This is a genomic window from Rhizobium phaseoli (genome assembly GCF_003985125.1).
Classification (GTDB): Bacteria; Pseudomonadota; Alphaproteobacteria; order Rhizobiales; family Rhizobiaceae; genus Rhizobium; species Rhizobium phaseoli.
In genome coordinates this window covers 17,266-43,458 of the sequence record NZ_ML133566.1, presented here as the reverse complement: position 1 = coordinate 43,458, position 26,193 = coordinate 17,266, and the positions used below count along the sequence as shown (strand labels likewise).

At 62.8% G+C, this 26,193-nt stretch carries 21 protein-coding genes; 10 read left to right on the top strand and 11 right to left on the bottom strand.

Going from position 1 to position 26,193, the window contains the following annotated elements; genetic code table 11:
* The first annotated feature begins 131 nt into the window (after nt 1-131).
* Nucleotides 132-1,835, top strand: a complete 1,704-nt coding sequence (gene rpsA / locus EFD56_RS03220) for a 30S ribosomal protein S1 (RefSeq protein WP_012482163.1) — start codon at nt 132-134, stop codon at nt 1,833-1,835.
* A 78-nt stretch (nt 1,836-1,913) separates the two neighbouring features.
* On the opposite strand, the gene EFD56_RS03215 is transcribed toward rpsA, so the two are convergent.
* The 3 genes from EFD56_RS03215 to EFD56_RS03205 all read right to left on the bottom strand — a co-directional run bounded on the left by EFD56_RS03215 (nt 1,914) and on the right by EFD56_RS03205 (nt 5,275).
* Nucleotides 1,914-3,464 carry a hypothetical protein gene (locus EFD56_RS03215; RefSeq protein ID WP_126904625.1) on the bottom strand — a complete coding sequence of 517 codons (1,551 nt, stop codon included), beginning with the start codon at nt 3,462-3,464 and terminating at the stop codon, nt 1,914-1,916.
* A gap of 272 nt (nt 3,465-3,736) precedes the next feature.
* Nucleotides 3,737-4,363, bottom strand: coding sequence for a ribonuclease D (locus EFD56_RS03210; RefSeq protein WP_064821073.1), 627 nt, complete (start codon nt 4,361-4,363; stop codon nt 3,737-3,739).
* A 105-nt stretch (nt 4,364-4,468) separates the two neighbouring features.
* Nucleotides 4,469-5,275, bottom strand: coding sequence for a MerR family transcriptional regulator (locus EFD56_RS03205; protein WP_126904624.1), 807 nt, complete (start codon nt 5,273-5,275; stop codon nt 4,469-4,471).
* Nucleotides 5,276-5,438: 163 nt separating this feature from the next.
* Between EFD56_RS03205 and EFD56_RS03200 the strand changes: the two genes are divergently transcribed.
* Together EFD56_RS03200 and EFD56_RS03195 are read left to right on the top strand one after the other, a co-directional pair.
* On the top strand, nt 5,439-6,719 hold the full coding sequence (locus EFD56_RS03200; RefSeq protein WP_016735201.1) for a 4-aminobutyrate--2-oxoglutarate transaminase: 1,281 nt from the start codon (nt 5,439-5,441) through the stop codon (nt 6,717-6,719).
* Between the two features lie 57 nt (nt 6,720-6,776).
* Nucleotides 6,777-8,258 (top strand): NAD-dependent succinate-semialdehyde dehydrogenase, encoded by a 1,482-nt coding sequence (locus EFD56_RS03195; protein WP_126904623.1) that lies wholly within the window; start codon nt 6,777-6,779, stop codon nt 8,256-8,258.
* Between the two features lie 46 nt (nt 8,259-8,304).
* Here the strand turns inward: EFD56_RS03195 and EFD56_RS03190 are convergent, their stop codons facing one another.
* Complete coding sequence (locus tag EFD56_RS03190) at nt 8,305-8,514, bottom strand: SlyX family protein (RefSeq protein WP_126904622.1); 210 nt, start codon at nt 8,512-8,514, stop codon at nt 8,305-8,307.
* 180 nt (nt 8,515-8,694) lie between these two features.
* On the opposite strand from EFD56_RS03190, the gene uxaC reads away from it, so the two are divergent.
* The gene (gene uxaC / locus EFD56_RS03185) at nt 8,695-10,110 is read left to right on the top strand and encodes a glucuronate isomerase (protein ID WP_126904621.1); all 1,416 of its coding nucleotides are present in this window, start codon (nt 8,695-8,697) and stop codon (nt 10,108-10,110) included.
* Complete coding sequence (locus tag EFD56_RS03180) at nt 10,107-11,564, top strand: mannitol dehydrogenase family protein (RefSeq protein ID WP_126904620.1); 1,458 nt, start codon at nt 10,107-10,109, stop codon at nt 11,562-11,564. Before uxaC ends, EFD56_RS03180 begins: the two co-directional genes overlap by 4 nt.
* Before the next feature lie 284 nt (nt 11,565-11,848).
* Here the strand turns inward: EFD56_RS03180 and EFD56_RS03175 are convergent, their stop codons facing one another.
* The 7 genes from EFD56_RS03175 to EFD56_RS03145 form a co-directional block, all read right to left on the bottom strand.
* The gene (locus EFD56_RS03175; RefSeq protein WP_126904619.1) at nt 11,849-14,299 is read right to left on the bottom strand and encodes a GcvT family protein; all 2,451 of its coding nucleotides are present in this window, start codon (nt 14,297-14,299) and stop codon (nt 11,849-11,851) included.
* Nucleotides 14,300-15,175 carry a choline/ethanolamine kinase family protein gene (locus EFD56_RS03170; RefSeq protein WP_126904618.1) on the bottom strand — a complete coding sequence of 292 codons (876 nt, stop codon included), beginning with the start codon at nt 15,173-15,175 and terminating at the stop codon, nt 14,300-14,302.
* A 100-nt stretch (nt 15,176-15,275) separates the two neighbouring features.
* The gene (locus EFD56_RS03165; RefSeq protein WP_126904617.1) at nt 15,276-16,352 is read right to left on the bottom strand and encodes an ABC transporter ATP-binding protein; all 1,077 of its coding nucleotides are present in this window, start codon (nt 16,350-16,352) and stop codon (nt 15,276-15,278) included.
* A gap of 37 nt (nt 16,353-16,389) precedes the next feature.
* A complete protein-coding gene (locus tag EFD56_RS03160; RefSeq protein WP_184332175.1) occupies nt 16,390-17,487 on the bottom strand; it encodes a Gfo/Idh/MocA family protein in 1,098 nt (365 codons plus the stop codon).
* On the bottom strand, nt 17,487-18,374 hold the full coding sequence (locus EFD56_RS03155) for a carbohydrate ABC transporter permease (RefSeq protein WP_012482150.1): 888 nt from the start codon (nt 18,372-18,374) through the stop codon (nt 17,487-17,489). Before EFD56_RS03155 ends, EFD56_RS03160 begins: the two co-directional genes overlap by 1 nt.
* Nucleotides 18,367-19,326: a carbohydrate ABC transporter permease gene (locus tag EFD56_RS03150; protein WP_004677598.1), complete on the bottom strand. Its 960-nt coding sequence runs from the start codon at nt 19,324-19,326 to the stop codon at nt 18,367-18,369. Before EFD56_RS03150 ends, EFD56_RS03155 begins: the two co-directional genes overlap by 8 nt.
* A gap of 6 nt (nt 19,327-19,332) precedes the next feature.
* The gene (locus EFD56_RS03145) at nt 19,333-20,619 is read right to left on the bottom strand and encodes an ABC transporter substrate-binding protein (protein ID WP_004677599.1); all 1,287 of its coding nucleotides are present in this window, start codon (nt 20,617-20,619) and stop codon (nt 19,333-19,335) included.
* 264 nt (nt 20,620-20,883) lie between these two features.
* Here EFD56_RS03145 and EFD56_RS03140 point away from each other — a divergent pair, with 264 nt between their 5' ends.
* The 5 genes from EFD56_RS03140 to EFD56_RS03120 all read left to right on the top strand — a co-directional run bounded on the left by EFD56_RS03140 (nt 20,884) and on the right by EFD56_RS03120 (nt 26,184).
* Nucleotides 20,884-21,561, top strand: a complete 678-nt coding sequence (locus EFD56_RS03140; protein WP_085741486.1) for a TetR/AcrR family transcriptional regulator — start codon at nt 20,884-20,886, stop codon at nt 21,559-21,561.
* A gap of 130 nt (nt 21,562-21,691) precedes the next feature.
* Complete coding sequence (locus tag EFD56_RS03135; protein WP_085741485.1) at nt 21,692-22,840, top strand: Gfo/Idh/MocA family protein; 1,149 nt, start codon at nt 21,692-21,694, stop codon at nt 22,838-22,840.
* Between the two features lie 3 nt (nt 22,841-22,843).
* Nucleotides 22,844-24,007 (top strand): dihydrodipicolinate synthase family protein, encoded by a 1,164-nt coding sequence (locus EFD56_RS03130; RefSeq protein WP_126904615.1) that lies wholly within the window; start codon nt 22,844-22,846, stop codon nt 24,005-24,007.
* Between the two features lie 27 nt (nt 24,008-24,034).
* Nucleotides 24,035-24,865, top strand: coding sequence for a sugar phosphate isomerase/epimerase family protein (locus EFD56_RS03125; protein WP_012482145.1), 831 nt, complete (start codon nt 24,035-24,037; stop codon nt 24,863-24,865).
* Between the two features lie 41 nt (nt 24,866-24,906).
* Nucleotides 24,907-26,184 carry a Gfo/Idh/MocA family protein gene (locus EFD56_RS03120; RefSeq protein WP_004677607.1) on the top strand — a complete coding sequence of 426 codons (1,278 nt, stop codon included), beginning with the start codon at nt 24,907-24,909 and terminating at the stop codon, nt 26,182-26,184.
* Nucleotides 26,185-26,193 lie beyond the last annotated feature (9 nt).

The following is a 26,193-nucleotide window of genomic DNA, read 5'->3' as shown; positions in this document are numbered from 1 at the left end:
AGACAGCAGCCTGAAATTCCGTCCAAGCGCCGGATTGCCTTCGTGAGAGAGGGCGGACTGGGTTCAGGCCCGTTCAACACGAACCAACCGGCGCGTACGCATCCGGAAAGCCGGATACGCCAGGAGATTTTATGTCAGTAGCAACTCCCTCCCGCGAGGATTTCGCAGCTCTTCTCGAAGAGTCTTTCGCAAAGAACGACCTCGCAGAAGGCTATGTCACCAAGGGCATCGTCACGGGCATCGAGAAGGACGTCGCCGTTGTCGACGTCGGCCTCAAGGTTGAAGGCCGCATCGCGCTCAAGGAATTTGGCGCACGCGCCAAGGACGGTTCGCTGAAGGTCGGCGACGAAGTCGAAGTCTATGTCGAGCGCATCGAAAACGCGCTTGGCGAAGCCGTTCTGTCGCGCGAGAAGGCTCGCCGCGAAGAAAGCTGGATCAAGCTCGAAGCCAAGTTCGAAGCCGGCGAGCGCGTCGAAGGCGTGATCTTCAACCAGGTCAAGGGCGGCTTCACGGTCGACCTCGACGGCGCGATCGCCTTCCTGCCGCGTTCGCAGGTCGATATCCGCCCGATCCGCGACGTTACGCCCCTCATGCACAACCCGCAGCCCTTCGAAATCCTCAAGATGGACAAGCGCCGCGGCAACATCGTCGTATCGCGCCGGACGGTTCTGGAAGAATCCCGTGCCGAGCAGCGTTCTGAAATCGTTCAGAACCTCGAAGAAGGCCAGGTGGTTGACGGCGTCGTCAAGAACATCACCGATTACGGTGCGTTCGTCGACCTCGGCGGCATCGACGGCCTGCTGCACGTCACCGACATGGCATGGCGCCGTGTGAACCATCCGTCGGAAATCCTGAACATCGGCCAGCAGGTCAAGGTTCAGATCATCCGCATCAACCAGGAAACCCACCGCATCTCGCTCGGCATGAAGCAGCTCGAGTCCGATCCGTGGGATGGCATCCAGGCCAAGTATCCGGAAGGCAAGAAGATTTCCGGTACCGTCACGAATATCACCGACTACGGTGCATTCGTCGAGCTGGAGCCGGGCATCGAAGGCCTGATCCACATCTCGGAAATGTCCTGGACCAAGAAGAACGTTCACCCCGGCAAGATCCTGTCGACCAGCCAGGAAGTCGAAGTCGTCGTTCTCGAAGTCGATCCGTCCAAGCGCCGTATCTCGCTCGGCCTCAAGCAGACGCTGGAAAACCCGTGGGCAGCATTCGCCCGCAGCCATCCGGCCGGCACTGAAGTCGAAGGCGAAGTCAAGAACAAGACCGAATTCGGCCTGTTCATCGGCCTCGACGGCGATGTCGACGGCATGGTGCACCTCTCCGACCTCGACTGGAACCGTCCGGGCGAACAAGTCATCGAGGAGTTCAACAAGGGCGACGTCGTCAAGGCTGTCGTTCTCGACGTCGATGTCGAGAAGGAACGCATCTCGCTCGGCATCAAGCAGCTCGGCAAGGATGCAGTCGGCGACGCTGCTGCTTCGGGCGATCTGCGCAAGAACGCCGTCGTTTCCTGCGAAATCATCGCGATCAATGATGGCGGCGTCGAAGTGAAGCTCGTCAACCACGAGGACATCACTTCCTTCATCCGTCGCGCCGATCTCGCCCGCGACCGCGACGAGCAGCGTCCTGAGCGCTTCTCGGTCGGCCAGGTCGTCGACGCCCGCGTCACCAACTTCTCCAAGAAGGACCGCAAGATCATGCTGTCCATCAAGGCTCTGGAGATTGCGGAAGAGAAGGAAGCCGTTGCTCAGTTCGGTTCGTCCGACTCGGGTGCTTCGCTCGGCGACATCCTGGGCGCAGCCCTGAAGAACCGCGGCGGCGAATAAGCCCCGCATCCTTCGCTAGAATTGAAGAACCCGCCGGAGCGATCCGGCGGGTTCTGCATTTTCAGGCGATGAAAAAGGTCATTCCCAGCCGACCATGCGCTGGTAGAGCGCATAGACCGGGTCGGCGACCGCGCCGGCCGGCTGGGGCGCCGGATCGGCATCGATCATGCGCGGCGTCCTTCGCGCTGGTGCGGCGTCGGTCGCCGCGGGATCTGGCTCGGCCTCCTCGCCTGACTGCGCCTTTTGATCTTCCTGCTGCTGATCCTCGGGAGCGTCGTCGCGCTCGTGCTGAGGCTGGTGGTGCGTTTCCCCCGCCGTCTCGTTCGACGGCATGTCCTTGGCGAACTGATAAGGCAGCTGGGTATAGGCAACACCATCCGGCATCCGTGCCGCAAGCGGCACATAGGAGGGTTCAACGGCTTCAGGGGCCGGCAGTATTTGCGGCTGCGCGGCGATTTCTTTCGGCTGACGGTCAGCCGCCGCAGCGACCTCGCCCTCGGTCGGAACGGGATGGAGTGCTGCGGTCTGGCGCAGGTCGGGTTCCGGAACTTCCACCGGCTGCCTCGCCAGGGTCTCGGCCGCGTCGCTGATGACGGCGTCATCGAGGATGGTGTCGATCTCCACTGCCGCCTCGACGGGACCATCCACCAGTACGGTGTCGACGTCCTGCTCGCGGATGATGGTGGCGATCATCTCGGAGACCTCTTCGGTCATCGAGGCGACGATGCCCGTCCAGTTTCTCGGAATGACGGGATCGGCCTTTTCCGAATTCGCACGCGGCTGGATGGCCGGCGGCTCGGCCGTTTCCCTGCCGTCGCTGGCCGCGGCCGTCTCCATGGATTGCCCGGCTTCGGCCTCCGGGGCGACCGGATTTTCCGGCGCGAGTTCTTCTGCCGTCGCGAGAGCGGAGCGGGCATTGTTTTCAAGCTGCGGCGTTTTCGGCCCGGCTGCTGCTTCCACGGCTTCGGGGGCGACCGTCGTCGCGTCCGTCATAAGCGTTTCGGCCCCGACATGGGTATCGGCCGGCGCAGGCGCCTTTTCTGCCGGCTGGCGCATCGCGGCAGGCAGGCTGCCCTCATGCAGCTGGATTTCAGGGCGGGCCTCGGCGCGCATCGGTGAAGCGTCGTTCTGGCCATACGAACGCACCACGGCGCGGGCGGCGAGATCACGGTCCTTGTAGCGGACGATTTCGAGATAAGCGACGATCCGCGCGGCTTGCGGACCTGTCGGATTTTTCAAGGCTTCGGCGATCATCCTGAGCGGCAGGCTATGGCCCTCACCGGCAAGCTGGCGCTCGACCTCGTCGATGCTGGCGGCCGGCAGGCGCCGGATGGCATCGGCAAGCCGGGAGGCGAAGGCGAGATTGGTTTCGTCGTCGCCGCGATCCAGCGATATGGCGCGGCCGGCTGCATCGAGGACATCCAAAAGGGCTTCGACCATGCGCTCACGCGCGGCAAGGAGCAGAATGTTGAGCTTGCCGGCAATGGCGGAATTGAGGTCTGCAGCTTCGACCGCGTTGACCGGCGCCGGGGCGATCACCGAACGATCGAGGCCGCTGGCGACGATCGCGGCGGTCTGGCCTTGAGACGAAAAGCTCGCATTGGACGCTACACGAACGGGAGTCAACATGGCATGCTCCTTTCGCAAAGTGACGATGAAAGCAGGCTCTATAAAAGGACCGTGCTCATCCGATCCCTCTGCATCCCAGCAGATCCTCCTGTCCGCATGACGCGATTCCTGCGTCATCGAATGCATAAAAATTAATGAGAATTTTAGGAAAGAGACCTTAACGAAATGCTAAAGCGCGTCGCGATCTTTCGAATTCGCTGGGCGCGCTCAGGTGTTCGCCTTGCAGCCGCGGAGGCGCACGGGCTGGTGCCAGCGTTCCCCGGGCCTTTCGCTCAGCTATGGGCGAAGATATCGGCCTCTTCCCAGCCGAGCAGGTCGAGCTTGGCGCGGGTCGGCAGGAATGCGAAGCAAGCGGTGGCATGGTCGAAGCGGCCATCGCGGATCAGGCGGGCAGTCAGCTTGTCACGCAAGGCATGCAGATACAGCACGTCGGAAGCGGCATATTCGAGCTGGGCCTGAGACAGCGTTTCAGCCGCCCAGTCGGACGATTGCTGCGTCTTGGAGATATCGACGTCGAGCATCTCCTTGAGATTGTCCTTCAGGCCATGGCGATCGGTGTAGGTCCGGCTCAGGCGCGAGGCGATCTTGGTGCAGAAGACCGGGTTCGTCGTGACGCCGAAGGTGTGAAACAGCACGGCAATATCGAAGCGGCCATAATGAAAGATCTTCTGGTGGGTCGGATCTTCGAGCAAAGCGACGAGATTGGGCGCCTCTTTCTGGCCGGCGGCGATGCGGATGACGTCAGCGGTGCCGTCACCCGGCGAAAGCTGGACGACGCAGAGTCGATCGCGCCGCGGCACCAAGCCGAGCGTTTCGGTGTCGATGGCGACAGCACCGGTATAACGGGCGGCGTCGGCCGCTGATATATCGCCTTCGTGATAACGTATGGTGGCGGCCATGAGACTGTCTTTCGTTCGGGACGTCAGGCTGAACCCGCCTGGGATCGTGTTTTAGCCCTATAGCGCAAAGCCGCAATATGCGAAACCGCTTCCTCTGCGGGTGGTTCAGAATGTCGGCGGCGTGTTGATCCAGAGGAGCACGGTTTCGCCGTCGTGACGGTTGCGCCAGGAATGGTAACGGCGGCTTTCGAAATACAGCGAATCGCCCGGACCGAGATCGAAAAACTGATCGCCGTCGAGCACCAGCTCGAGCCGGCCGGACAGAACATGCATGAATTCCTCGCCCTCGTGGCGGTAGGCGCCCTCGCTGGCGGCACCCGGCGTCAGCACGAAACGATGGCAGTCCATCATCCTGGGGCCTTCGGCAAGCAGCTGAACGGTGACGCCAGGCGTCGTTTCCGGCCAGCTGCGCCATTCGCCGGCGCGCACGAGGACCGGCACCTCGCCGCTTTCTTCACCGGAGAGGCGTGAGACGGTGGTGCCGTAATAATCGGCGAGATCGTGCAGCGTCTTGAAGCCGACGCCCTGCGAGGTGCGCTCCAGCGTCGAAAGCGTCGAAGCGGTGATGCCGTTGTCGCCGGCCACCTGTTCCAGCGTCTTGCCGGCGGCATGGCGCAGGCTGCGCAGCCGGCGGCCGAGGCCGGAATCCTGGCTTGCTTCGCCCTCAGCCGCGGGATCCTCGCCCTCCAGCGCCTCGCGGATGGCCGCGGGATTGAGGCCGCGCTCGACCCGATACCAGGAAATGCGCTTCAGGCGCGCCACGTCGTCGGCGCTATATTGCCGATGACCGGTTTCGGAGCGGCCGGGAACCACCAGACCCTGGCTTTCCCAAAGGCGCAGCGTCGAGGCGGAAACGCCCGCCAGCCGCGCGGCCTCCGCCACCTTGTAGCGCACAGGCCCGTTATCGTTCATCCGCTACTTTCCCCGATTCTCGTTGCGCGAGCATTGATCAAATCGCCTGATGTTTGAAGCAAAAAATGTCTCTTGTTTTCTTGCAGGAAAAATGTAGGAATTTCCAGAATATCTTGCAGAAGTTATGCAAGATAATCCCAAACCCTCGATATGGAGCAGTTCGATGACCGCGACAAGCCTTACGGACCGGAAGAACGCCGCGATTTCGCGCGGCGTCGGCATGACCACCCAGATCTACGCGGACCGGGCAGAGAATGCCGAGATCTGGGACAAGGAGGGGCGCCGCTATATCGATTTCGCCGCCGGCATCGCCGTTCTCAACACCGGCCACCGTCACCCCAAAGTCATCGCGGCGGTCAAGGATCAGCTCGACCATTTCACCCATACCTGCCACCAGGTTGTTCCCTACGAAAGCTATGTCAGCCTTGCCGAACGGTTGAACGCGCTGCTGCCGGGTGACTTCGAGAAGAAGACGATCTTCGTGACGACCGGCGCTGAGGCGGTGGAAAATGCCGTCAAGATCGCGCGTGCGGCAACCGGCCGCTCGGCCGTCATCGCCTTCGGCGGCGGGTTTCACGGCCGCACCTTCATGGGCATGGCGCTGACCGGCAAGGTGGTGCCCTACAAGGTCGGGTTCGGCGCGATGCCGGGCGACGTGTTCCACGTTCCCTTCCCGGTCGAGCTGCATGGCGTCACCGCCGATCAGTCGCTGGCGGCGCTGAAGAAGCTTTTTGCCGCTGATGTCGATCCGCAGCGGGTCGCCGCCATCATCATCGAGCCGGTGCAGGGCGAAGGCGGCTTCTACCCGGCGCCGGCCGCCTTCATGAAGGCGCTGCGCGAACTCTGCGACCAGCACGGCATCCTGCTGATCGCCGACGAGGTGCAGACCGGTTTTGCCCGCACCGGCCGGATGTTCGCGATGGATCATCACGAGGTGGCGGCCGACCTGACAACGATGGCAAAGAGCCTTGCCGGCGGCTTTCCGCTCGCCGCGGTCACCGGCCGCGCCGAGATCATGGACGCGCCCGGACCGGGCGGTCTCGGCGGCACATATGGCGGCAATCCGCTCGGCATCGCCGCTGCGCATGCCGTCCTCGACGTCATCAAGGAGGAGGATCTCTGCGATCGTGCCAACCAGCTCGGCAGTCGGCTGAAACAACGGCTGGAATCGCTGCGCGAGACGGTGCCGGAGATCGCCGACATCCGCGGGCCGGGCTTCATGAATGCGGTCGAATTCAACGACCGGAAGACCGGTTTGCCGAGCGCCGAATTCGCCAACCGGGTGCGGCTGATCGCGCTCGACAAGGGCTTGATCCTGCTCACCTGCGGCGTCCACGGCAATGTCATCCGCTTTCTCGCGCCGATCACCATCCAGGACGAGGTTCTCGGCGAGGCGCTCGACATACTCGAGGCCTCGATGCTGGAAGCCAGCGCGGCCAAGTAACCGATCCGGATTTCAATGGCTGCCGGTGACCGGCAGCCGCTCCCAAGGAGACATGAGATGGCTTTCACCACCGCCCTGACGAGGCACGTTCCCTTCTCTTCGCCGTTCCTGCGCGCCGCCGGCTATATCAACGGCGTCTGGACATCGGGCGATGCCGCCAAGACCTTCGACGTGCTCAATCCGGCAACCGGCGAACTGCTGGCTTCGCTGCCCGACATGGGGGCAGCCGAGACGCGGGCGGCGATCGACGCCGCCTATGCCGCCCAGCCTGCCTGGGCTGCCCGCCCGGCCAAGGAGCGCAGCGCGATCCTGCGCAAATGGTTCGACCTGATGGTCGCCAATGCCGACGAACTCGCCGCGATCCTGACCGCCGAAATGGGCAAGCCCTTCCCGGAAGCGCGCGGCGAGATCCTGTATGCCGCCTCTTATGTCGAATGGTACGCCGAAGAAGCCAAGCGCATCTATGGCGAGACGATCCCGGCACCGTCCCAGGACAAGCGGATGATCGTCATCAAGCAGCCGGTCGGCGTCGTCGGCACCATCACGCCGTGGAATTTCCCGGCGGCGATGATTGCCCGCAAGATCGCGCCGGCGCTGGCCGTCGGCTGTACGGTCGTGTCGAAGCCCGCCGAACAGACGCCGCTGACGGCGATCGCGCTGGCCGTGCTCGCCGAACAGGCCGGTATCCCGGCCGGCGTCTTCAATCTCATCGTCGGCATCGACGGTCCGGCAATCGGCCGCGAGCTCTGCGGCAACGACAAGGTGCGCAAGATCAGCTTCACCGGCTCGACCGAAGTCGGCCGCATCCTGATGCGGCAGTGCGCCGACCAGATCAAGAAGGTCAGCCTGGAGCTCGGCGGCAACGCGCCGTTCATTGTCTTTGATGATGCCGATCTCGACGCCGCCGTCGAGGGCGCGATCGCCTCCAAATACCGCAATGCCGGCCAGACCTGCGTTTGCGCCAACCGCCTCTACATCCAGTCGGGCGTCTATGACGCCTTCGCGGCCAAGCTCGCCGCCAGGGTCGCCGCAATGCCGGTCGGCGACGGCTTCACCGCGGGTGTCGAGATCGGGCCGCTGATCGACGAGCAGGGCCTTGCCAAGGTGGAAGACCATGTCAGCGATGCGCTTGCCAAGGGCGCCAAGGTGCTGACCGGCGGCAAACGCATCGACGGCGCCGGCACCTTCTTTGCCCCGACGGTGCTGACCGGCGTGGCGCGCGGCATGAAGGTGGCGCGCGAGGAAACCTTCGGACCGGTGGCGCCGCTCTTCCGCTTCGAGACCGCCGAGGATGTCATCGCTCAAGCCAATGACACGGAATTCGGCCTTGCCGCCTATTTCTACGCCGGCGACCTGAAGAAAGTCTGGCGGGTGGCGGAAGCGCTGGAATACGGCATGGTCGGCATCAATACCGGCCTGATGTCATCCGAGACCGCACCGTTCGGCGGCATCAAGCAATCCGGCCTCGGCCGCGAGGGTTCAAGCCACGGCGCCGACGATTATCTGGAAATGAAATATCTCTGCATCGGCGGCGTCTGATCCGCCAGCCGCAAGACGCGGGCACGCGGCCTCTCGCCGCGTGCCGTCAATAATGCGGCGGACGGGTGACGGCAGGCGCCTCCAGCGACTGTTCCTCTAGCGACAGGAAGCGTTCGGTTAGCCGGTCGAGCTTGGTGCGCATCTGCTCCACGACCGTCCATTGTTCGGCAAGCTGATCGGACAGCTCCTCGATCGTTTTTGCCTGATAGGCCAGCATTTCCTCCAGCCGGGTGATGCGGTTCGTCTCGTCGGACATCGATCCTCCTTTGCCGACACCGGCAGAACAGATGGTTCTCCCAAAGCGGAAATAGGCCACCTCGTCAATGTTTTCGATGGCCGGCGCAACCGCGCGCAAAACTGAACCGTTTGGTTACTAAAAGACCTTGCCGTGCCTTGTGTTGTGGGATAGGCCCTTTCCCATCAGGGAGGAATACTGATGGATGCAGGAAACGGCTTTCTTCATCCGGACCGGCTCTTTCCGGCCGACCCGGCAACACGGACTATTGCGCGCGACCTCTACGAGACGGTGCGCAATCTTCCGATCGTCAGCCCGCACGGGCATACCGAACCGTCCTGGTTCGCCGACGACAAGCCCTTCGAAGATGCGGCTTCGCTGCTGGTCATTCCCGATCATTATCTCTTCCGCATGCTGCACAGCGTCGGCGTTCCCCTGGACGCGCTCGGCGTACCGCGGCTCGACGGCAAGCCGGTGGCTGCAGGCCGCGCGATCTGGCAGACCTTTGCCAGGCATTACCATCTTTTCCGCGGAACGCCGTCGAGCCTCTGGGTCGACCACGCCATGTCGGCCGTGCTCGGCTGCACCGAGCCGCTGACGGCTGATAATGCCGATGCGCTCTACGATCACATCAATGCCCAGCTCGCCCTTCCGGGATTCCGGCCGCGAGCGCTGCATCAGCGATTCGGCATCGAAACGATCGCGACGACCGAGGGCGCGCTCGACCCGCTGGCCCATCACCAGAAGCTGGCGGCCGACGGCTGGATCGGCAGGGTGCGCACCACCTACCGGCCGGACAGCGTCACCGATCCCGATGCCGTCGGCTTCCGCGACAATCTGATAAAATTCGGAGAGATCACCGGCGCTGATGTGACGCGCTGGGACGGCCTGATCGAGGCGCACCGGCGCCGGCGCGCCTATTTCCGCCAGTTCGGCGCCACCGCGACCGATCACGGCGTGCCGACCGCCTTCACCGCCGACCTGCCGCTTGTCGAAAAACAGGCGCTGCTCGACAAGGCGCTGAAGGGGCCGCTTTCGGCTGCCGACGCAGAGCTTTTCCGCGGCCAGATGATGACCGAGATGGCCGGACTTTCGGCCGAGGACGGCATGGTCATGCAGATCCATGCCGGCTCGCGGCGCAATACCGACAGCGGGTTGTTTGCGACGCGCGGCCCGAATATGGGCGCCGATATTCCGACGCGAACGGACTGGGTCGGCGGCCTGAATGCGCTGCTCTCCAAGTATGGCCATGCGCCGGGGCTGCGGGTGCTGCTCTTCACCCTCGACGAGACGACCTATGCGCGCGAGTTGGCGCCGATGGCCGGCCATTGGCCCTGCCTGATGATCGGTCCGCCCTGGTGGTTCCACGACAGCCCGCTCGGCATTCGCCGCTATCTCGACCAGGTGGTGGAGACGGCCGGCTTCGCCAATATGGCCGGGTTCAACGACGACACGCGGGCGCTGCTTTCAATCCCGGCGCGCCATGATGTCTGGCGCCGCGAAGTCTGCCGCTTCCTCGCCGGGCTCGCCGCCGAGCACCGGATTTCCAAGAGGGACGCCGAGATCGTGGCGGGCGAACTCTCCTATGGCAACGCGAAGAAGGCCTATAAGCTGTGACCGAACGACTGCAGACCCTTTCCGGCCTCGCCCCGACGGCGAAGCTTCCCGCCTATGACCGCAGCCAGCTGAAAAGCGGCATCCTGCATCTGGGCCCCGGCGCCTTTTTTCGCGCCCATTTTGCGCCGTTCACCGATGGCGCGCTTGCCGCCGCCGGCGGCGACTGGGGCATCGAGGTGGCGAGCCTGCGCACGCCCGATGTCGCCGACAATCTGAGTGCCCAGGACGGGCTTTATACGACGCTGATCCGCGACACCTCGGGCACGACGGCCGAAGTGATCGGCTCGATCCTGAAGGCGCATGTGGCGCCGCGCGATCCGGCCGGGCTGCTGGCGCGGCTCGAAGATCCCGCGATCCGCATCGTCAGCATGACAGTGACGGAAAAAGCCTATGGTTTCGATCCGGCAACCGGCGGCCTCGACCTCAAACATCCCGATATCGTCGCGGACCTCGCCAACCGGCATGCGCCGCGCGGCGTCATCGGCTATCTCGTCGAAGGCCTTGCACGCCGCCGGCAGAAGGGGATCGCCCCGTTTACGCCGCTCAGCTGCGACAACCTGCCGAGCAACGGCGCCGTGCTGAAGCGCCTGGTGCTCGAATTCACCTCCCGCATCGATGCCGATCTGCATCGCTGGATCGAAGCGAATGTGCCCTTCCCCTCGACGATGGTCGACCGCATCACGCCGGCCAGCACCGACGCGACCTATGCCGATGCCGCGCGGCTGACGGGCCGCACGGATATGGCGGCGATCGAGACCGAGCCCTTTACGCAATGGGTGATCGAGGACCACTTCGCCAATGGCCGGCCGGCCTGGGAAAAGGTGCGCGGCGCGCTGATGGTCGAAGACGTCTCGGCCTATGAGAAGATGAAGCTCCGGATGTTGAACGGCGCCCATTCGCTGCTCGCTTATCTCGGTTATATCGGCGGCTATGAATTCATCCGCGAGGTGATGGACGATGCCGCCCTGGCGGCGCTGGCCTATCGCCACATGCATGCCGCGGCGAGGACGCTCGATCCGGTGCCCGGCATCAACCTCGATGACTATGCCAATGAATTGATAGCGCGCTTTGCAAACAAGGCGATCGCGCATCGCACCTATCAGATCGCCATGGACGGCACGCAGAAGCTGCCGCAGCGGCTGCTGGAACCAGCATGCGAGGCGCTGGCGCATGGCGACAGGGCGGAAACCTATGCGATCGCGGTGGCGGCCTGGATGCGCTATGCGATCGGCGAACACGGCAATGGCGAGCGCTACGAGCTGCGCGACCCCCGAGCCGCGGAAATCGAAGCGCTGATCGCCGATGTTCCACGCACGGGTCCAGCGATTTCGGCGGCGCTTTTCACCCTGCCCGGCCTTTTCCCGAAGGCTTTGACGGAACATCGGGCGTGGGCGCAGGATGTGTCGGACAAGCTGGAGATCTTGATCCAGGACGATCGGTTGCCGCTGTTTTGAGGTTTTGTCTCTTTCCTCCGACTCTCCTTGCTCTGACTGCGAGATAGCGAGACGCGTGCTACACGTCTCTTCTCCCCAGCGGGGAGAAGGCGCCGGCAGGCGGATGAGGGGGTGAGCGGCGAAAGCCGCGAATGCCCTGAGCGCAAGCGAAGGGCAATAGATAGGATGTGCCGTGTGGCCCCCTCATCCGACCCTTCGGGCCACCTTCTCCCCGCTGGGGAGAAGAGGGAGCCAAGTCTCGACCGCCTCCCTTTGCCGCGGAGGCGCAAACCCGCACTGCGTGGTCACGCCTTCACCCGCACCATGTCCGGATCGTAGAGCGGCGCCAGCGACACCTTGCATGGGATGCGTTCCCTGGCGACATCGAGCTCATAAGTGCCGGAGAGGATGAAATCCTCCGTGACGCCGTCGGGATTGCGGACATAGCCGTAGCCGATCGGTTTGCCGAGCGTGTAGCCGAAGCCGCCGCTTGACAGCCAGCCGGCGCGCTTGCCGTCGCGATAGATGGTTTCGCGGCCGAGCAGCACGATATCAGGATCGTCGGGCACGAAGCAGGCGAGGCGCTTCTTGACGCCGTCGGCAAGCTGCCGTTCGATCGCCTCGCGGCCGCGGAAGGGAATGTTTTTTCTGGTCTTCACCGCCCAGCCGAGGCCGGCCTCAACGGGCGTGTGATCGGGACCGATATCGGAGCCCCAGGCGCGATAGCCTTTTTCCAAGCGGCAGCTTTCGATGGCGCGGTAGCCGGCATTGGCCAAGCCAAGCTCACCGCCTGATGCCATCAACGCGTCATAGACCGTGGTCGCATATTCAATGGGAACATGCAGTTCGTAGCCGAGCTCGCCGACATAGGTGATGCGCAATGCCCGCACCGGGCACCCCGATATGCCGATGGTTCTGACCTGGCCGAAGGGGAAAGCTGTATTCGAGACATCGCTGCCGGTCACTTTCTCCAGCACCGCGCGTGCATTCGGTCCCATCAGTGACAGCACGGAATAGGCCGAGGTGACGTCGACCAGTTCGGCATGCATCTCCGTCGGAATATTGCGAGCAATCCAATCGAAATCGTGGGTGGCGAAACCGGTGCCGGTGACGATGTAATATTCGTTCTCGGCGATGCGGGCGACGGTCAGGTCGCACTCGATGCCGCCCTTGTCGTTCAGCATCTGCGTGTAAATGAGCGATCCGACAGGCCTTGCGACATCGTTAGCGGCGATCCAGGAGAGGGCCACCTCGGCATCCCTGCCCTTCAGCACAAATTTGGCGAAGGAGGTCTGGTCGAAGATGACGGCCGCCTCGCGCACCGCCTTGTGCTCGCGCCCGACCGCCTCGAACCAGTTCGGCCTGCCGTAGCTGTAGATATCCTTCGGCTCCTCATCGGCGAAGAGATCGGCAAACCAGTTCGGCCGCTCCCAGCCGAGCTTTTCGCCGAAACAGGCGCCCTGCGCCTTCAGCCGGTCATAGAGCGGCGACTTGCGGCAGGGGCGGCCGCTTGCATGCTCCTCGAAGGGCCAGGCCATGGTGTAGTGTTTGCCATAGGCTTCGAGCGTGCGGGTGCGCACCCAGTCGGTATCGAAGTGCGGACGGCCGAAACGGCGGATATCGACTGGCCAGAGATCATAGGGCGGCTCGCCCTTCGTCACCCATTCGGCGAGCGCCATGCCGGCGCCGCCGGCCGAAGCGATGCCGAAGGCGTTGAAACCGGCGCCGACGAAGAAGTTCTTCAGCTCCGGCGCCTCGCCGAGAATGAAGTTGCCATCCGGCGTGAAACTTTCCGGGCCGTTCAGCAGTTGCTTGACGCCGACATTCTCCAGCGCCGGAACCCGGCCGAGCGCCTGTTCCATGATCTGTTCGAAATGGTCGAAATTGCTGTCCAGCAGCGTGTAGTGGAAACCTTCGGGGATGCCTTGCTTCGCCCAGGGAATGGGATTGGGCTCATAACCGCCCATGACGATGCCGCCGACCTCCTCCTTGTAGTAGGTCAGGCGATCGGGATCGCGCAGGGTCGGCAGGTTGGAGGGCACACCGAAAGATTCGGTGATGATATATTGATGCTCGACCGAGACCAGCGGCACGTTGACGCCGAAGCGGGCAGCGAAGGCGCGCGTCCATTGGCCGGCGCAGACGACGACGCGCTCGCACTCGATACGGCCCTCAGCGGTAATGACGGCACGGATCCTGCCCTTGTCGATGTCGAGATCGACGACTTCGGTATCCTCGAAAATCGAAACGCCCGCCATGCGGGCGCCCTTCGCCAGCGCCTGGGTTATGTCGGAGGGATTGGCCTGGCCGTCTGTGGGAAGGAAGGCGGCGCCGACGAGATCGTCTATGGTCATCAGCGGCCAGAGATCGAAGGCCTCCTGCGGCGTCAGCAACTGCATTTCGAGGCCGAAGGACTGCGCCGTCGTTGCCTGACGCTTGACCTCCGTCCAGCGCTCCTCATTGCAGGCAAGACGCAGGCCGCCATTCATCTTCCAGCCGGTGCCGAGGCCGGTTTCATCTTCCAGCCGCTTGTAGAGATCGACGGAATAACCGAGCAGCTGGGTGATGTTGGCGCTGCTGCGCAGCTGGCCGACGAGGCCGGCGGCATGGAAGGTGGTGCCCGACGTCAGCTTCTTGCGCTCCAGGAGAACAGTATCGGTCCAGCCGAGCTTGCCGAGATGATAGGCTGTCGAGCAGCCGATGATGCCGCCGCCGATGACCACGGCTTTTGCCGTCTTCGGTAGTTGTTTCGTCATTTATCGTTCCTGTTCAAAGGCTTGATAGGCGCGTTCGAAGCGCCCGAGATTTTCGGCGGTATAGGCGGCATAGTCGAATTGGATGGTGGAATGGATTTCCGAAATCATGCTCCACAGCGTCTCACGCAGCAGCGAGGCGCATTTCATCGCGCCGTAGCGGCAGCTGAGCTCAGCGGTCAGCGGCCGGTCGAAATAGGTCTCGAGCATCATCTGCTCGGTAGCTTGCGAGAACTCATTGTTGGAAGCCAATCCGCCGAGATCGAATAGCGGCGTGTTGAAGCCGGCATAATCCCAGTCGATCAGCCAGAGCCGCTTGCCGTCATCGAGAAAATTGGCGGCCAGCAGATCGTTATGGCCGAAGGCGATCTCGAACGGGGCTGCCGCTGCTTCCAGCCTCTCGGCCTTGGCGATCAACGCCGGCAGCAGCGGAAGGTGAGGGCTGCCCGATTCCTTCAGACTGGCGACATAGTCGCGGATGACGTGGAAGACCCAGAAGATCATCGCCGGGCCGCGGAAATGCCGCGCGATGTCATGGTGGCAGGCGCGCACCAGCGGCACGACCCGGGCCAGCATTTCCGGCGTCCTGATATCCTCGGGCGACAGCGCCCGCGCCTCGATATAGTCGAGCACCAGCACGCCGGGCGAATGGTGGATGACGGCAGGCGACAGGCCAGCGGCATGCGCCGCGCGGCTTGCGGCAAGCTCGTTCTGCCTGATGATGTGGTGGATCGGGATGTCGGTGCCGAGTCTCACCACGCAACGCGCGACAGCATCGCTGACCAGATAGTTCCTGTTGGTGATGCCGCCAGATATCGGCGAAATTTCAATCGGACCCTGCCAGATGCCAAGCGCATGAATCCTATCCTCAGGCGTCATGCTATCCCCCTTGCGGCGCTGGCAAAATGATGGGGCAGAGCAGGATAGGCTGTCAAGCAGCGTCGCGCGTCCTTCCGGACGCGCAACGGGCGCTATAGGGTCAGATCGTCTTGCCGGCGGCGTCGAAGACGTGGCAGCGGGCCGGATCGAACAAGGTCTTCACATTGGCGCCGGGCTCGACCTTCTGCTGACCGTCGAGGGCGACCGTCAGCAGCTGGCCGTCCGGCGTCGTCGTGTAGAGCATGGTGGCGCCGCCGAGATTTTCGACGAGATCGACATTGACGGTCGAAAGCGTGATGGCGCCCTGCGTGAGGGAGAGATGCTCGGGGCGGATGCCGAAGGTGACGGCCTCGCCGGCCTCGCCTTTCAGCCGGCGCGGCAGGCGGACGGAATTGCCGCAGACATGAATGCTGGTTTCGGCCGCACCGACCTCTTCGATGCGCGCCTGCAGAAAGTTCATCTTCGGGCTGCCGATAAAGCCGGCGACGAAGCGGTTGGCCGGATTGTTATAGAGATCGAGCGGCGCGCCGACCTGTTCGATGCGGCCGGAATTCAAGACGACGATCTTGTCGGCCATCGTCATCGCCTCGACCTGGTCATGGGTGACGTAGATCATGGTGTTGCCGAGCTGCCGGTGCAGGCGGGAGATCTCGACGCGCATCTGCACACGCAGTTCGGCATCGAGGTTCGACAGCGGTTCGTCGAACAGGAAGATGCGCGGCTCGCGCACGATGGCGCGACCGATGGCCACGCGCTGGCGCTGGCCGCCCGAGAGCGCCTTCGGCTTGCGCTCCAGGAGCTTCTCGATCTGCAGAATTTCGGCGGCGCGTTTCACCTTCGGCTGGATCTCGGCCTTCTTGTAACCCGCCGTCTCCAAGCCGAAGGCGAGGTTCTTGTAGACCGACATATGCGGGTAAAGGGCATAGGACTGGAAGACCATGGCGATGCCGCGCTTGGCGGGCGCCACCTCGTTCATGCGCTCGTTGTCGAGCAGCAGCCCGCCGCCCGATATTTCCTCGAGACCGGCGATCATGCGCAGAAGGGTCGATTTTCCGCATCCCGAGGGACCGACGAAAACGACGAATTCGCCGGGATCGATCGTCAGGTCTATGCCGTGGATCACATCCATCGCGCCGTAGCGCTTCTCGACCTTCTGAAGAACGACACTGGTTGCCATCGTCTCAAACCCCTCTCTTGCCGGTCACTTTGGCCGGTTACCTGGTTCTTGCGCGCCAATCGGCGTATTTCGGACTATCGGGACCGACCGGCAGCGGCACTTCGGCGCCGCTGTCGGAAGACTGGTAGATGGCGGTGACGAGTTCCAGCGCGCGGCGAGCATCCACCGTCGTCACCGGCAGCGGCCCATGACCGCTGAGGAAGGCGTGGAACTGGCCCATCTGGGTGGTGAACCGCGGCGCGACCGGCTGCCAGTCGGCAATCACCCGGTCGATCTTCTCCCTGATGTCGTCATTGGCGGCGATAATCTTCCAGGGATCCTTGCCTGGTGTGTAGGGCTCATGGCTGCTTTCGAAAGTGACATTCTCGAAGTGCAGCCTCAGCCGGCTCAACTGTTCCTGCGAACCCAGCGTGCAGGACAGCGAGACGATGGCGCCGCTTTCCATCAGCAGGCTGGCGGAGGCGCAATCCTCGACCTCGATATCGTTGACGCGGGTGGCGACGCGGCCGAAAACTCTCGCCGCCGGTCCCATCAGATGCATCATCATGTCGTGCAGATGCAGCGCGTGGGTGACGAGCACGCCGCCGAGTTCGGTGGCCCATTTGCCGCGCCAAGGCACGGCGTAATATTCCGGTTTGCGCAGCCAGAAGGTTTCGACCGAAGCCGTATAGGCTTTGCCGGCAATACCGGCGTCGATGATCCGCTTGGCCTTCTGGATGCCGTCGCCATAGCGATACTGGAAGATCGGCATCAGCACGCCTTTGGCGCTCCTTTCCGCTTCCATAATCCGATCGACGCCAGCGAGCGAGCCGGTCAGCGGCTTTTCGCAAACGACATGTTTCCCGGCGGCAAGGGCAGCCACCACTTGCTCCAGATGCACCCCGGGAGGCGTGCAGATATCGATGATGTCGATCGTCTCGTCGGCGAGCAGTTCCGCAAAAGAGGTGGTGCGGCGCTCGATGCCGAACTCATCGCCGACTGCCTGCAGACGCTCTCCGTTCAAATCGCAGATCGCCACGACCTTGAACTTGTCGGCATGCGGCAGATAGCCCTCGACGATATGCGAGCGGCCGATGCCGCAGCCAACGATCCCGACCGTCTTGATGCTCATGACACTCTTTTCCACTGCCGCCATCAGCGTTTCATGCCCGTCGTGGCGATGCCCTCGATCAGCAGGCGCTGGAAGAACAGGAAGAAGAAGAAGACCGGCACGAGCGTCAAAGTCGACATGGCGAAGAGACCGCCCCAATCCGAGGCGCTGGTCGAATCCACGAAAGTGCGCAGGCCGAGCTGGATCGTATAGGTGTTCATGTCGTTCAGGTAGATCAGCGGCCCGAAGAAATCGTCCCAGGTCCAGATGAAAGAGAAGATGGCGGCGGTTGCCAGCACCGGCAGCGACAGCGGCAGCATGATCTTCCAATAGATGCGCCAGGCGCTGCAGCCGTCCATCATCGCCGCCTCGTCGAGTTCACGCGGGATGCCGCGGAAGAACTGCACCATCAGGAAGATGAAGAAGGCGTCGCTTGCCAGGAACTTCGGCACGACGAGCGGCAGGATGGTGTTGACCCAGCCGAGATCGAGGAACAGCACATATTGCGGGATCAGCGTCACGTGATAGGGGATCATCAGCGTGCCGAGCATGATCGCAAACCAGAAGTTCCGGCCGGCAAAACGCAGCCGCGCAAAGGCGTAGGCCGTCAGCGAACAGGCGATGACATTGCCGGTCACGACCAGCAGCGAGATGACGAGCGAATTCCAGAAGAAGCGGCCGAAGCTGACATCGAGACCAGTCCAGCCGCGGACATAAGACGAGAAATCGACCGCGGACGGGATCAGCGAGGTCGACGAGAAGATCTCGTTTTCCGGTCGAACCGACGCCGAGACCATCCACAACAGCGGATAGAGCATCAAAAGCGAAGCGGCGATCAACAGGGCGTGGATGATGAGCGACGCCGGCAGGCTGCGTTTGGTAATGTCCGATGGCGGCCTGGCCGCAGTGACGGAAGCGGTCATCTCAGTCATCGTAATGCACCCAATAACGCGAGGTCAGGAAGGAGAAGGCGGTGAAGATCGCGATGATCACCACCAGGATCCAGGCGAGCGCCGAGGCATAGCCCATGCGGAAATTGCCGAAGGCTTCCTGATAGAGGTAGAGTGTGTAGAACAGCGTCGAATTGATCGGCCCGCCGGTGCCGCCCGATATGATGAAGGCCGGCGTGAAGGCTTTGAAGGCTTCGATCGTCTGGACGACGGCATTGAAGAAGATCACCGGCGTCAACAGCGGCAGCGTGATCTTGTGGAATTGCCGGAATTTCGAGGCGCCGTCGAGGCTTGCTGCCTCATACATGTCCTGCGGGATTTGGCGCAGGCCGGCGAGAAAGATGATCATCGGCGAGCCGAACTGCCAGACCGACAGCGCCACCAGCGTATAGATCGAATAGTTCGGATGCGAGATCCAGCTCGGGCCTTCGATGCCGAAATGCAAGAGCGCGGCATTGACGAGACCGTCGCTGGCGAAAAGCTGGCGCCACAGCACGGCGATCGCCACGCTGCCGCCGAGCAGCGACGGCAGGTAGAAGATGGCGCGATAAATCGGCAGACCGCGCAGACCGCGGTTCAACGCCATGGCGACCAGCAGGGCGAAGGTCAGCTTGAACGGCACCGAGAAGACGACATAGGTCAGGGTGACGTGCATGGCGGCCGAGAACTTCGGATCCGCCGTGGCGATGCGCACGTAATTCGCCGTTCCCACCCAACTCGGCGACCGCAGCATGTCGAAGTCGGTGAAGGAGAGGTAGAGCGAAATCAGGGCCGGCCCGAGCGTCAGCCCGAAAAAGCCGATGAGCCACGGCAGGAGGAAGAGATAGCCGGGCGCATTGGCGTTCCAGAGACGCCGGAAGCGTCCCTCGGCCACGGCCCCCTGATATCTTTCCACCGGTATGGCCCCTGCGGGCGTGCGCATCGCATTGCTCATACGGGATCAGCCTCGTGCGAGAATCTGCGTGATGCCGTCGACAAGCTGTTTGCCGCCGTCAGCAGGAGAGATCTGTCCAAAGGCGATCTGCTCGGCGATGTTGCGCAGAATAAGGGTGCTTTCTCCTGCGCCGGTCGGCGGCGGGGGCGGCAGCGGGCCGGCCAGATCACCGAGGCCTGCGACATAGTCGAGCGGCACCTTGCCCGTTTCGTCGAGCTTGGTTGCGACGACATCGCGCATCGCCTTCGATTCCGGAATGCCGCGTTCGACGTCAAGGATCATCGCGGCATCGGGGTTCTTGACGAAGAAATTGATGTAATCGACCGCCTGATCCATCACTTTCGACTGCGCCGAGACGGAGAAGAACATCGACGGTTTGCGGTAATGGCCGCCCTTCGAATCCGGTGTGATGCGCATGTAGTTGGTCAGGGCCAGCTTGTCCTTGACCATGGCCTGATAGCCGACGAACTGGTTGCTGTGCGCGTAGTCGCAAGCGGCCTTGCCGAGGGTGAGGGGGCTGGTATCGATCGTATCCTTGTAAAGGGCCTGGATATCCGGCGTCACGCAAGCGCCAGCTTCGCGGAACTTGGCCCACATGTCGAACCATTCCGTCGCTTCCTCAGCACCGAAAGCGATCTTGGCATCCGCCGTGTAGAGCGCCTTTCCGCGCTGGCGGAGATAGTTTTCGAGCGCCGGTTCGACACCGCTGCCGTCGGCAAAGCCGAAATAGCCCTTGCGCTTGCCGGCCTTGGTCATCTCGGCGCCGATCTTGCCGAACTCCTCCCACGTGGTCTTCTGCGTCGGCATGTCGATGCCGGCTTCCTTGAAGGCCGCGCTGTTCAATACGGTTGCGGCCGAGTTGGCGCCAAGGCTGACGCCGTAAAAATGGCCATCAACCTTACCACCTTCGATCTGCGCAGGATCGAAATCATCGAGCTGCAGCTTCGATGGCATGTAGGATTCAAGGGGGGCAAGCGCGCCGCGCCGGGCATATTCGACGATGTAGCGGTAGTCCATCTGGATAATGTCTGGGGCATTGCGGCCGGCGACTTGGGTGGCGAGACGCGGCCAGTAATCAGCCCAGCCGAGAAACTCACCGGTGATGGAAGTGCCGGCATTCTTTGTCTTGTAAAGCTCCGACACCTTGTTGGTGCGGTCGGCGCGCGGTTGCGAGCCCCACCACAGGAGACGCAGGCGCGTTTCCTCTGCCAAGGCGCTTGTGCCGAGCGCCGAGAGCGACAGAAGTGCTGCGCCTCCGGCCACGAAATTACGTCTGTTAACACGCAAGGTCATTTTTTCCTCCTCCAAAGGGAAGCGCCTCCACACGCTTCCAAACTAGTTTTGCTTGCGCAAATAACTAATTGGTTACAAGCTACGAGCAAAGCGGCAAGCCTGTCAAGCGGTGTCGGTCAGAGCATGGTGGCGAAAAGCGTCGGCGGTTTCAGGCGACGTCATGCTCCGACCCTTCTGTTGCGGCGGACCGCCCTTCCAAATTCGGTTTTTACAATTTCGCACCGAAGGCTTATGAGCGCAACATGTGACGACAGGGGTGGAGCGATGAACGATAGCGGGGGAAACAACGGAAAGAAGCAGGCCCGACGGCCGTCGACGGAACGGACGGCCCAGCGCGATCCGGAGCGGACGCGCGCCGCGATCCTCGAAGCGGCGACCCGGGAATTCGCCGAAAACGGCATGGGCGGCGCCCGCGTCGACGCCATCGCCGAACGGGCCGGCACCAACAAGCGCATGCTCTATCATTATTTCGGCGACAAGGAGCAGCTCTACCTGAAAGTGCTCGAGGAAGCCTATGTCGGCATCCGCACGGCCGAGCGGGCGCTGCACATCGGCGACCGCAGCCCGGAGGAAGGCATCAGCGAGCTGGCGCTCTTCACCTGGCGTTATTTCCTTCAGCACCCGGAATTCCTCAGTCTGCTCGGCACGGAAAACTTGCATCGCGCCCGGTGGCTGCGCCAATCCGTCCGACTCAAGGAACTGCATTCGCATCTGATCGGCGAGCTATCCGAGGTGCTCGAGCAGGGGAAGAAACAAGGCGTCTTCGTCGAGACGGCCGATCCGTTGCACGTCTACCTGACGATCGCCTCGCTCGGCTATTTCTATCTCTCCAACCAGTACACGCTTTCGACAATCTTCGGCCGCGACCTGATCGAGCCGGCCAATCTCAACGCCTGGGAAAGCCATATCGTCCACGTCACGCTCGCCTCGATCAAGCGCTGAGTCTCGAAAATCAGATTCGACTCTTGACAGGCTCGCCGCTCTTCTGTCATCAAGTAACTGTTTAGTTACCGGCTTGGGAGGGCCGGGCTGACATGCCCGCTCCCGCCGAAAAGATTGCAGGGAGGAAAACATGGCACGCTTGGGGATCATCTTGCACGGCGTCACCGGCCGCATGGGTTACAACCAGCACCTGGTGCGGTCGATTCTGGCCTTCCGCGACCAAGGCGGCATCACGCTGAAATCCGGCGAAAAACTCGAAATCGACCCGATCATCGTCGGCCGCAATGGCGCCAAGATGGAAGAGCTGGCGAAGAAGCACAACATCAAGCGCTGGTCGACCGATCTCGATGCTGCGCTGGCCAATCCCGACGACACGGTCTTCTTCGACGCCGGCACGACGCTGATGCGCGCCGAGCTTCTGTCCAGGGCGCTCGACGCCGGCAAGCACGTCTATTGCGAAAAGCCGATTTCCGACGATCTGCAGGTGGCGATCGATCTCGCCCGCAAGGCGCGGCGCTCCGGGCTCAAGCATGGCGTCGTGCAGGACAAGCTCTTCCTGCCCGGTCTGCGCAAGCTGGCGCTGCTCAAGGATTCCGGCTTCTTCGGCAAGATCCTCTCGGTGCGCGGCGAATTCGGCTACTGGGTGTTCGAAGGCGATTGGGGCGTGCCCGCCCAGCGCCCTTCCTGGAACTACCGCAAGGGCGACGGCGGCGGCATCATCCTCGACATGCTCTGCCACTGGCGCTACGTGCTCGACAATCTGTTCGGCGAGGTCAGGGCCGTCTCCTGCCTCGGCGCCACGCATATTCCGCGCCGCATCGACGAGCAGGGCAAGCCCTATGACTGCGATACCGACGATGCGGCCTATGCGACCTTCGAACTTGAGGGCGGCGTGATCGCGCAGGTCAATTCCTCCTGGGCGGTGCGCGTGCGCCGCGACGATCTCGTCACCTTCCAGGTCGACGGCACGCATGGTTCGGCCGTCGCCGGCCTGACGAAATGCTGGAGCCAGCACCGCGTCAACACGCCGAAGCCGGTGTGGAACCCCGACCAGCCGCAGACGATCGACTTCTACAAGACCTGGGACGAGGTTCCGGATACCCAGGCCTTCGACAACGGCTTCAAGGCGCAGTGGGAAATGTTCATCCGCCATGTCGTCGAAGATGCGCCGTGGCCCTATGGCCTCGAAGCCGGCGCCAAGGGCGTGCAGCTGGCCGAACTCGGCCTGAAATCCTGGGCCGAGCGCCGCTGGCTCGACGTTCCCGCACTGGAGTTCTGACCTGTGACGACGATCAATCTCCCCCTCGACGGCAAGATCGTCCCCTATGCGCTGACCGGCACGCCAATCGAACTGAAGAAGCGCGACGCCAAGGCCTTTCCGCGCATCGCCTTTGCCGCCGCCCATGTCGTCGCCGACCCGCTTGCCGACAACGACCCCTGGCTGACGCCGGCGATCGACTGGGAGCGGACGCTCGCCTTCCGCCACCGGCTCTGGGATCTCGGCCTCGGGGTCGCCGAAGCCATGGATACGGCGCAGCGCGGCATGGGCCTCGGCTGGCCGGAAGCGCGTGACCTCATCCGCCGGGCGCTTGCCGAAGCAGCCGGCCGCAAGGATGCATTGATTGCCTGCGGCGCCGGCACCGACCACCTGATCCCTGGGCCTGAAGTGACCATCGACACGATCCTCAAGGCCTATGAAGAGCAGATCGAAACGGTCGAGGCAGCCGGCGGGCGCATCATTCTAATGGCAAGCCGGGCGCTTGCCGTCGTCGCCAGGAGCCCGGACGATTATGTCAGGGTTTACGACCGCATCCTCCGCCAGGTCAAGGAACCCGTCATCATCCATTGGCTGGGAGAGATGTTCGACCCGGCACTCGATGGATATTGGGGCAATGGCGACCACCTGAAGGCGATGGAAACCTGCCTTGAGGTAATCGAAGCCAATGCCGCCAAGGTCGACGGCATCAAGATCTCGCTCCTTTCCAAGGAGAAGGAAGTGACCATGCGCCGGCAGCTGCCGAAAGCCGTGCGCATGTATACCGGCGACGATTTCAACTATGCCGAACTGATCGCCGGCGACGAAGAGGGCCATTCCGACGCACTGCTCGGCATTTTCGATGCGATCGCGCCGGCAGCGTCGGCTGCGCTCGACGCGCTCGGCCGCAAGAGCAATCACGAATTCTTCGATCTGCTCGAGCCGACCGTGCCGCTGTCACGCCACATCTTCAAGGCGCCGACCCGCTTCTACAAGACCGGCGTCGTCTTCCTCGCCTACCTCAACGGCCTGCAGGACCATTTCGCCATGGTCGGCGGCCAGCAGAGCACGCGCTCGCTCACCCATCTGGCCGAACTTTTCCGCCTGGCCGACAAGGCGCGGGTGCTCGCCGATCCGGAACTCGCAACGGCGCGCATGAAGCAAGTGCTTGCCGTTCACGGCGTCCACTGATCTCAGGCATGGCAAGGGAGGAATGAGATGCAGGTCGAAGGACTTTCGATCAATCTGGCGACGATCCGCGAGCAATGCGGCTTTGCCGAAGCGGTCGACATCTGCCTGAAACACGGCATCACCTCGATCGCGCCCTGGCGCGATCAGGTCGCCAAGGCCGGCCTCGACGAGGCGGTCAGGATCGTCAAGTCGAATGGGATCAAGCTGACCGGCCTCTGCCGCGGCGGCTTCTTTCCGGCGGCAAACGAGGCCGACTGGCAGAAGAACCTCGACGACAACAGGCGCGCCATCGACGAAGCGGCCGCGTTTTCCGCCGATTGCCTCGTGCTGGTCGTCGGCGGGTTGCCGGGCGCTTCGAGGGATATCGTCGCGGCCCGCCAGATGGTGTTCGACGGGATCGCCGCCGTGCTGCCGCATGCGCAGGCATCAGGCGTAAAACTCGCTATCGAGCCGCTGCATCCGATGTATGCCGCCGACCGCTCCTGCGTGAACACGCTCGCTCAGGCGCTCGACATGTGCGAACCGCTCGGCGAGGATGTCGGCGTCGCGATCGATGTCTACCATGTCTGGTGGGACCCCGATCTTGCCAACCAGATCGCTCGCGCCGGGCGCATGAAACGGATCTTTGCCCACCACATCTGCGACTGGCTGGTGCCGACCAAAGACATGCTGCTCGACCGCGGCATGATGGGCGATGGCGTCATCGATCTCAAGGGCATAAGACGGATGATCGAGGCGGCCGGCTTCTTCGGCGCGCAGGAGGTGGAGATCTTTTCGGCCGAGACCTGGTGGAAACGCCCGGCCGACCAGGTGATCGCCACTTGCGTCGAGCGCTTCCGGAGCTGCTGCCAGATCTAAGTTTCAATATTCGTTTCATCACGCATGCAGGAGGATCATCGATGGAGAAACGCCGTTTTGCCCTGATCGGCACCGGGAACCGCGGCACCACCATGTGGGGCAAGGATCTGCTTGCCGGCTGGCGTGAACATGTCGACCTCACAGCCATCGTCGAGAAGAATTCGCTGCGCGGCGAGCGCGCCCGCAACATGATCGGCAGCAACGCGCCACTCTATGAAAACATCGATTCCATGCTCGCCGAGCAGAAGCCGGACCTGGTCATCGTCTGCACACCCGACCAGACGCACGACGATATCATCGTGCGGGCGCTGGAGTCCGGCATCGACGTCATCACCGAAAAACCGATGACCACCTCGATCGAGAAAATTCGCCGGATTCTCGACGCCGAGAAGCGCACCGGCCGCCGGGTCGACGTCTCCTTCAACTATCGCTATGCGCCGACGGCCGCCAAGATCAAGGAACTGCTCAATGCCGGCGAGATCGGCCGGGTGACCTCGGTCGACTTCCACTGGTACCTCAACACCAAACACGGCGCCGACTACTTCCGCCGCTGGCATGCCTATACGGAAAATTCCGGCAGCCTGTTCGTTCACAAGGCCACCCACCATTTCGATCTTCTGAACTGGTATCTCGACAGCGATCCCGAGGCCGTCACCTCCTTCGCCGATCTGCAGAACTACGGCCGCAAGGGTCCGTTCCGCGGGCCGCGCTGCAAGCTCTGTCCGCACGCGCATGAATGCGATTATTATCTCGATCTCGAAAAAGATCCCTTCCTCGATCAGCTCTACGAGGAGCCTTCGAAGATCGACGGTTATTTCCGCGACGGCTGCGTCTTCCGCGAAGACATCGACATTCCCGATACGATGGTGGTCAGCCTGCGCTACCGCAACAACGTCCATGTCTCCTATTCGCTGAACACCTTCCAGCCGATCGAAGGCCATCACCTTGCCTTCAACGGGACCAAGGGGCGCATCGAAATTCGCCAGTATGAGGCCCAGCCCTGGGAAGAGCCGAAAGAAGATACGATCCTCCTCATCCGCAATTTCCCGAACGGGAAGGAAGCTGTCGAGCGCATTGTCGTCCCGCATTTCACGGGCGGCCATTACGGCGGCGACGACCGCATGCGCAACATGATCTTCAAGCCCGACATGGAAGACAGGCTCGGCCAGCGCGCCGGCACAAGGGCGGGCGCCATGTCCGTGCTCTGCGGCATCGCCGCGCTGACGAGCTCGCGCACCGGCAAGGTGGTCGAAATCGCCGAGCTGATGCCCGAGCTTGCCAATGACGGCTCGCCCAATTCGTCGAGGACAGCGCGCTGACGCTAAGCG